Source organism: Streptococcus sp. E24BD, from assembly GCF_041807825.1.
In the GTDB taxonomy this organism is placed as follows: Bacteria; Bacillota; Bacilli; order Lactobacillales; family Streptococcaceae; genus Streptococcus; species Streptococcus entericus.
Genome location: NZ_JBGTZB010000056.1, coordinates 1 through 7,220 on the forward strand (window position 1 = coordinate 1; position 7,220 = coordinate 7,220).

General features: G+C 31.0%; 8 protein-coding genes and 1 pseudogene. 7 read left to right on the top strand and 2 right to left on the bottom strand.

Annotated features, from left to right (window positions below; all coding sequences use genetic code 11):
• Positions 1-122: 122 nt before the first annotated feature.
• Positions 123-437, bottom strand: a pseudogene (locus ACERC5_RS09545) (helix-turn-helix domain-containing protein); the annotation flags it as partial.
• Positions 438-517: 80 nt separating this feature from the next.
• Here ACERC5_RS09545 and ACERC5_RS09550 point away from each other — a divergent pair.
• The 7 genes from ACERC5_RS09550 (at position 518) to ACERC5_RS09580 (ending at position 6,570) form a co-directional block, all read left to right on the top strand.
• Positions 518-589: an SHP2/SHP3 family peptide pheromone gene (locus tag ACERC5_RS09550; protein ID WP_373659646.1), complete on the top strand. Its 72-nt coding sequence runs from the start codon at positions 518-520 to the stop codon at positions 587-589.
• 136 nt (positions 590-725) lie between these two features.
• Positions 726-1,886 (top strand): hypothetical protein, encoded by a 1,161-nt coding sequence (locus ACERC5_RS09555; protein WP_373659637.1) that lies wholly within the window; start codon positions 726-728, stop codon positions 1,884-1,886.
• Complete coding sequence (locus ACERC5_RS09560; RefSeq protein WP_373660633.1) at positions 1,876-2,430, top strand: hypothetical protein; 555 nt, start codon at positions 1,876-1,878, stop codon at positions 2,428-2,430. The genes ACERC5_RS09555 and ACERC5_RS09560 overlap by 11 nt, the downstream gene beginning before the upstream one ends.
• Positions 2,394-3,506: a hypothetical protein gene (locus ACERC5_RS09565; RefSeq protein ID WP_373659640.1), complete on the top strand. Its 1,113-nt coding sequence runs from the start codon at positions 2,394-2,396 to the stop codon at positions 3,504-3,506. Before ACERC5_RS09560 ends, ACERC5_RS09565 begins: the two co-directional genes overlap by 37 nt.
• A gap of 4 nt (positions 3,507-3,510) precedes the next feature.
• Positions 3,511-3,978 carry an NUDIX hydrolase gene (locus ACERC5_RS09570; RefSeq protein WP_373659641.1) on the top strand — a complete coding sequence of 156 codons (468 nt, stop codon included), beginning with the start codon at positions 3,511-3,513 and terminating at the stop codon, positions 3,976-3,978.
• Between the two features lie 140 nt (positions 3,979-4,118).
• Positions 4,119-5,357 (top strand): acetyl-CoA carboxylase biotin carboxylase subunit family protein, encoded by a 1,239-nt coding sequence (locus tag ACERC5_RS09575; protein ID WP_373660634.1) that lies wholly within the window; start codon positions 4,119-4,121, stop codon positions 5,355-5,357.
• 1 nt (position 5,358) lies between these two features.
• Positions 5,359-6,570, top strand: a complete 1,212-nt coding sequence (locus ACERC5_RS09580; RefSeq protein WP_373659643.1) for an MFS transporter — start codon at positions 5,359-5,361, stop codon at positions 6,568-6,570.
• Between the two features lie 41 nt (positions 6,571-6,611).
• Here the strand turns inward: ACERC5_RS09580 and ACERC5_RS09585 are convergent, their stop codons facing one another.
• Entirely contained in the window at positions 6,612-6,971 is a 360-nt protein-coding gene (locus tag ACERC5_RS09585; RefSeq protein ID WP_373660635.1) for a S24 family peptidase, read from the bottom strand.
• Positions 6,972-7,220: the final 249 nt, after the last annotated feature.

Below are 7,220 nucleotides of genomic sequence, written 5' to 3' on the forward strand. Positions count from 1 at the left end.
AAAAAATCATTGGTTCTTTAGACATTAAGCATTACCGCAGTTCGTATCTTCTTTCTGTCTCAACAAGTTGAGTGTTGCAGAAAATCAAATGATACAGTAGTTCAACTAATAAAATACAACTAATATCTTTGATGTTGGAAAAGTAGACATGCTATATTATTGATATTTTGTGATGAGTACTGTTTACGAATGTACTGTACCAGGTTAGCAAATGTTTCGGAATTGGTATAGTCTTCATCATGTAAAATAAGAAACTCATCCAAAGTGATGTGTAGTTTGTCTAAAATATTGATTAGTCGAATACAAGATATTTCTGATTCTCCACGTTCAAAGCGAGATATTTGTGATTTTGAAAGGTGCTCATCCGCCACGGAGCACAGACTAATTTGCTTTCCTTTACGAACTTTTCTGAGTGTGACACCAAGTTTTGATTTCATATTTTTCCCACTTTCTCAACAAAAATTAACTCAGATTTTATTTATTGTACAATAAATAAAAACTGAAAGGAAGTCCGATTATGAAGAAAATTTCAAAATTTTTGTCGATTTCAATCTTGGTGATGGATATTATCATTATTGTTGGTGGGTAATTTGCTTAGGTGTATACCTAAGTCTTTAGAGTCTCTAAAGACTTATATCAGTATAATAACTAGCAGGTGCAAGATAAATCACCTGCTAGAATTGAGATTCTGGTTTGACCATATAGATGAAACAGAGGTAATTGTTATGAAAGTAATTTTGTTAGTTTTAGATGCACTGGGGCTGAGGAATGAACAATCATTTGGGACATTAAATCGGATTTTAAAGCATACTGAATCAGACAATATATTTAAATATTTAGATATTTGTAGTAAAAAAGTTCAATTCAGGACTCTTAATGATATAAATATCGTGAGCACTTACATAACTCCTTCAACCTTAATTCCCGATTCGTATTTGGGACATTGTGAGATGATAGATGCACAGATTGACGTGCAGGAAGTATTTATCGATATCCGTTTATATAATAAACTATCATTTTTATCAAAATATGGGAAAATGAATTTTAAAAATGGGGTCATTACAGTTGGGAATAAATTTGTCATTGGCAATAATGGAGAATGTCAACCAGGCTTGAATTTAAATATACTTTGGTTGACGAAGCCTGATTTAAACGAGTTTGATATGGATGATTTAGCTTATAAATTGCTAGAGACTTCTAACTGTACTAGAGTAATTCAAATGTGGGGGAATGAAATTGTATTGGAAAGAGTATATGATACTGCAATAATTTCACGAAGTTATCTAGGGGAAAGTTATAATTTCCTATGTATACCACCTTTGGACATTTATAATGACAATTATCAGGTAAAACATTATGGAAAAAAAGCTACACAAAAAAATTTATTGGAAAAACTACTTGATAATAATATACATATCGAATTGATAGGTAAAGTAGGAAAAATGTTTAACTTAGATGGAAACCCAGATATAAATTATACAGGGATTGAGACGCAGAAAATTATGGATGAACTGACTTTGAAATTGGTAAATCTAGAAAAGGAATGTTTTATATTTTGTAATATACAAGAGATAGATTTAGCAGGTCATGAACAAGATGTTGTAAAGGCAGCTAATGTTTTAGAAAAAATATCTGATAGATTATATGATGTCATGAAAAATATTGGTGATGAAGATATTGTTATAGTTACTGCTGACCATGGGAATGACCCATTAGATGGTAGTCCGTTCCATTCGTATGAGGATGTTCCTTTGATTATTTTGTCTAAGAAAGAAATAAAAGTACGTCAGGAGTTTGGGAAAGGTCTAAATGAAATTTCTAAATCTATAGAAAGAATATTTAAATTGGAAATGATAGGAGAGGGGTTGTTTTATTATGAAAATTGACAAAAAATGCGCTATCACGTTTGGAAGATTCAACTATTTTTCAAAAGGTCATGCATATTTCTTTGAAGAAATTCTAACAAAATGGGATAATTTAGTAATAATGTGTCTAGAAAACTCTGATATAAGGAGACAAATAATTCCAACTAATGATTTATTACTTAATTCTTTCTATAAGGAGTGCGACAAAAATTTCATTAAAAAGTTGTTACCAGTAGCTATTAGAATGGAAGCATTAAATTATTTTGCAAAAAAGTACCCTAATAGAATAACAATTATAAGTGGTGAGAGACCAGAAAATTTTCCCTCACGTTTTAATATGGACTTTCCAGCCAACAAATTTGATTTAGTATTTAGTAAAGATTATAGCAACTATTTTGATCTATTAAGGTGTGAAGCTTTTGAAAAAATTTTGGATAGAGAAGTTACAGTAGTACATCCAAGACGATATATACATAACTCAGAGATTGCTCTTTTAAGTAATAAAGAGGAAAAGTTTTGGCCAGAAGTTTGGGATTATTATCAAAAAGAAGGGATACTCATATGAGTACTATGCAGCATATATTATTTGAAAGCATAGATGATCAAGAGATTTTTGAAAGCATAGTTTCAGAATTTGAAACATATACAGTATTACCAAGCAGTGCTCTCGTTAGAGATAATGGAAGTTACTTCACCTTTAGTCCTTTTCTAGATACTGATAAGTATTTCATTAATTTCACTATTGATAAAGGATTGAAAAAACAGTTTTGCATAAGAAATTTAAACAAATTGGACTTAACAAATCCATTATGTTTAAATAGTCAATTGACATTTACATTACAAAATTATAAAAGAAGGAATCATGCTTGTGAAATCGAAGATATAATAACAAAGATTTCAAAGATTGTTGGACAGGAACTGGTTATTGAAGTGCCTGAAATATTAGGAGAATATTTTAATGCTTATAAAAGAAAGGTTTGCTTTACTCCTAATGCGAAATCAGCTCAGATACCTAGTATTGAAGGAAAGCATTATTATTTAAGAGTATATACAGATTATTATAACGAAAAGGTCGTTATTGGAAGTTTTGTATTAGTAGATACTAATATGGAAAAAAATATTTCACAACTTGACAGTATATTTTTTCAAGAAAGAATTGGCATTATAAGAGAAAAAGTTGAATATATTTTTCAAAGGAAAAAATACAGTTTCTGTTATCAAATGTTAAAAAAGGTAAATTTGAGTGAGCTAAATATTCATAGAATATTGAATGATTTCATTACTATTTCTGTTTTATTTGATAATGGTATAAATCCTACAGCAAAAGGGGTTGGTAGTGAGCTTTCTCGTAAAATAAAGAGATTGTTCATTTATTCGAAATATTATTGCAATATTTCTAGTGATGATTTGATTAACTTTTATAAAATATTTATCGAATTCTATAATATTGCAATAAATTCAGATATTTATTTTAGCGAGAAAATACACAAAGTGGAGATCGACTTGAATCATCGTATTTCAAGTAATAAAAATATGAATATTACGAATTGGGAATATTTTTATCAAACACATGGCATACCGAAAGAATATTTTGGTATCATGGAGAAAATTTCGGTAACTGACTATAACTTCAAAGGATAAAGTGATGAATTATATAAAAAATATAAGAAAAAAAGTTGGACATGATAAAATTATTTTAAATTTTTCATGTGGAATATTACAGAACTGTGGACGAATTTTATTACAAAAAAGAAGTGATAAAGGGACATGGGGATTACCAGGTGGTGCAATTGAATTAGGAGAATCAGCATCTGAGGCGTTAATTCGAGAGTATTATGAAGAAACTGGGCTCAAGATAAAACCTTTGAAGCTTTTAAATGTTTATACGAAATATACAGATTGTTATCCCAATGGAGACGAAGCTCAGGTGATTACTATCTTATACGAGGTTTTTTCCGAAGACTGTAATATTAGTATAGATTACAATAATGACGAGACATTGGAATTGAAATACTTTAATTATGATGAAATCAAGAGAATATCACTAGTGAATCAACAACATGAGGATATGATAAAAGATTTTTTTGAAAATACATATTTTCCTGGAAGATAGTAGAGTTATGAAACTTAGCTATGAAATGTAATTCTAAAGTCTCTTAATAGATTCGATAAATCAATAGCACATGCTCCCAACTATAGAACTAAGAAGTAGTTCAAATTTGTTAAAATAAATTTATTTTGAAAGGTCAAATTATGCATATAGTATTATTTAGATATTCTGCTCGAGTTGCGAAATTAGATTACTTGTATGGTAAAGATGTTATTATTATATCACCTGAAAATCAAAAACAAAAATATGATGATTACTCTAATGAAGGACATCAACTACCTAAAGTAATATTTTTAGAGGATTTTACACTTCCAAATATTGTATTGGAAGTAAGAAGAATTAGTAAAAGTACCAAAATTGACAGCATTACCACATTGAGTGAGGAGGATATGGATATTGCAGGCTTTTTGAATGATCATTTTGTAGAAAGTAATACTAGCTCTCTATCTAATTTATTATTTAAGGATAAATATTTAATGCGTTCATTTTTGGTTGGAGTAGTAAATCAACCTTATTTTAGACTTTTGGAATCAGAGAATGATTTACGTATTTTTTGGGATAACTGTGTATCTTCTGTAGGGATATTAAAACCTAGAAATGGAGCTGCTAGCAATGGAATCAAAAAGATTTATCGGAACGAGAAGATTGCTACAGATTATTTTGAAAAAAACTACATTATAGAAGAGTGTATTCAAATTGATAAGATGATTACATGTGATGGCTACTCAATTGGAAATGAAATTAAGCGTTTTTATGTTCATGAATATGGGGAACTATTGTTAGATACATTAAGTTCTAGTGGATATTATCTTGTAAGGACTAGTTCATTATACAATAGCAATGATGAATACATAGAGACGGCTATGGAAGAATGCAATAAAGTTCTAGACGTTTTTTCTGTCGATTCTGAAATTACCCCTTTTCATTTTGAATGGTTCTTTGATTTATCAACTGGAAAAACAGTCTTTTGTGAAGTTGGGAAAAGATTTGGAGGGGGAGATATTCCTAAGTTGATAGAAGATAGTTATGGAGTTGATATAATAGCAGAGTACTGGGATATTGTGACTAATCCATATGTATTAAAAGAGATAGACTACTCTGAGGAAATTTCTAGACCGACTAGTATCTCAGCAACGTTTGCATTATATAGAAAACAAGGCAAGGTTGTCGAGATACCTGATGAAAAAGAATTGTCTTGGGCAAACAAATTGTACATATTTATTAAACTTGACGACTACTCTAAAGTATCTGAAAACATAGTTGAAAATTCAATGTTGGTCCAATTTAATTGCAAGAATAATAGTGAATTTGAGAAAAGACTGGATGATCTTAAGCAAATATCTCAAAAATTTAAATATGTAGATACGGATTTGGGAGAATAAAATGAATGGAGAAGAACGTCACAATATCATATCCATTGTATCTAGTAGGATGATTTCTCGTATAGGAGATATCATGTTCGATTTTGCGAATAATACATTTCTTGCTGGGCTAAATCCATCTTCACTATCGTTGGTTGCAATCTATCAATTATTAGAAAGCGTGATAGGTGTTCTATTTAATTTGTTTGGTGGGGTTATTGCTGATAGCTTCAAACGGAAAAAAATTATCATTGGAACTAATATCTTATGCGGGATTGCCTGTATAGTACTTTCAGTCATATCTCAAGAACAATGGTTGGTGTATGCGATTGTCATCACCAATGTTATTTTGGCTTTTATGGGTGCATTTTCTGGGCCATCATATAAGGCATTTACGAAAGAAATTGTAAAAAAAGATAGTATCTCCCAACTTAATTCATTGCTAGAAACAACAAGTACTGTAATCAAAGTAACGATTCCAATGGTAGCCATTTTCCTATATAATATATTGGGCATACACGGTGTATTATTATTAGATGGATTCTCATTTCTCATTGCTGCATCTCTGATTTTCTTCATTGTACCCGTTAATGAAGAAGTGGTCACAAAGGAGAAAATGACATTAGGCGGAGTCTTTAAAGATTTAAAAATAGGGTTCAAGTATGTTTACAGCCACAAGCCAATATTTATTATTATCATTCTCTCTGCCTTAGTTAATTTTTTTCTAGCAGCTTATAATTTATTATTACCTTATAGTAATCAAATGTTTGGAGAAATTTCAGATGGCCTTTATGGAACATTTTTAACAGCAGAAGCAATTGGTGGATTTATTGGAGCAATATCAAGTGGTTTTGTCAATAAAGCTTTGTCAAGTAAACGTTTAATGCTTTTGTTGGCTTGTTCGGGTCTGATGCTAATGCTATCTACTCCGCTCTATTCTATCTTCCATAACATTATTGTTCTATCTCTTTCTCCAGCATTATTTAGTTTATTTCTGTCCATTTTTAATATCCAATTTTTCTCTATTGTTCAAAGAGACGTAGATAATGAGTTTCTTGGTAGAGTCTTTGGCATTATCTTTACAGTAGCTATTCTTTTTATGCCTATTGGGACTGGTTTTTTCTCAGTGGCATTAAATCCTAACAATAGCTTTAATCTTTTTATTATTGGTGCATCTATCACTGTGCTATCGTTAGTATTTGGGGTGTTATTTAAAAAGTATAAAAATGATTAAAAAATAATTTACTTGATGAACTATGTATAAGTTTAATAGTTTTAGATATCTTTTATAGGCATAAAATGTCCCACTATTTTTCCTACAATCCTTGGTTCATCCCCTGCGGATGCAAACTTATCTGGGTAATCTTTGTTGATGGAGGCGAGGCGGAAGCCATTATCCTCAAGGTATACTTTCTTGATGTAAAGCTGTTCATTCCATGCGACGGCTTTGACTGCTCCATCGTAGTCAAAGCCTCCTTCTCGGATGAAGGCGACTTCCCCATCTTGGTAGACAGGTTCCATCGAATGGCCATCAATCCAAGTAGCTACATCGTAGAGGTGTTCCTTGTCTGTGAAGACTTCCTTAGTCTCGTATTCATCCCAGATACCATTACCATGTCCAGCTGATAGAGCCACATTGTCAAGGACATGAACTGAAAATAGTGGGATAACTTTTTGTTTGTCTTGTTGAGCTGTTTATAGAGAGTCAGATGGGGGTGTTCTTCTTGAAGCTCACTTGCCTTAATATGAAGAAGTTGAGCTTGAATCGGTTACACTAAACTAGACAGAATTTATAAAGTGTTCTACACTAAAGAAAACAGGAGAACTCTATGTCTAGAAAAATCCGTCGTCAATTTAGTGATGACTTTAAGCAACAAATTGTTG

Bases quoted from the DNA above. Each gene is read 5' to 3' on its own strand.
- ACERC5_RS09555 (WP_373659637.1), top strand. From the start codon at position 726: ATGAAAGTAATTTTGTTAGTTTTAGATGCACTGGGGCTGAGGAATGAA.
- ACERC5_RS09560 (WP_373660633.1), top strand. From the start codon at position 1,876: ATGAAAATTGACAAAAAATGCGCTATCACGTTTGGAAGATTCAACTAT.
- ACERC5_RS09570 (WP_373659641.1), top strand. From the start codon at position 3,511: ATGAATTATATAAAAAATATAAGAAAAAAAGTTGGACATGATAAAATT.
- ACERC5_RS09575 (WP_373660634.1), top strand. From the start codon at position 4,119: ATGCATATAGTATTATTTAGATATTCTGCTCGAGTTGCGAAATTAGAT.
- ACERC5_RS09580 (WP_373659643.1), top strand. From the start codon at position 5,359: ATGAATGGAGAAGAACGTCACAATATCATATCCATTGTATCTAGTAGG.